The sequence below is a fragment of the Corynebacterium hiratae genome (assembly GCF_009708045.1).
Classification (GTDB): Bacteria; Actinomycetota; Actinomycetes; order Mycobacteriales; family Mycobacteriaceae; genus Corynebacterium; species Corynebacterium hiratae.
Window position 1 is genome coordinate 1 of sequence record NZ_VIOG01000038.1, and the last position, 517, is coordinate 517.

Annotated in this window: 1 protein-coding gene; it reads left to right on the forward strand. The window is 60.0% G+C overall.

The window, feature by feature from the left end; genetic code table 11:
• The coding region (locus FME68_RS12940) for a transposase family protein (RefSeq protein ID WP_195914122.1) at nt 1-517 on the forward strand (517 nt) is incomplete at both ends.

A 517-nucleotide genomic window follows, 5' to 3' on the forward strand; every position in this document is an offset into this window, starting at 1 on the left:
CCGCGGAAATCGGACTTGCCATCACCGGTGCCGCTGATGCCGGACCACTGACCATCATTGAGGCCACGCCCGTAGCCGTTAGCGGCGCGTGCCCGGACTGCGGCCAGCCAGGCAAGCTGCGCGACCACACCACCCGTCGACTCGTTGATCTTCCTGTCGTCGGATTCCCTACTAGGCTGCACGTAAAGGTCCCTAGATTCCAGTGCACAGCCACCTCATGTAAAAGGAAGATCTTCCAAGAATCTCTGGCTTGCGCTGATGACGGCGCCAAGCTCACCCACCGAGTCACCCGCTGGATCTTGCAGCGCCTTGCTATTGATCGGATGAGTGTGTCAGCTACCGCCAAAGCACTCGGCGTGGGCTGGGACCTGGTCAACCACGTCGCACTAGATGCCTGCCGCCAGCTTGTCTACGGCGACCCGCACCACCTCGACGGGGTTCGCATCCTCGGAGTCGATGAACATGTATGGAAACACACCAGAAAACCAGGCCAGGCATCAAACCTGGTGACCATACT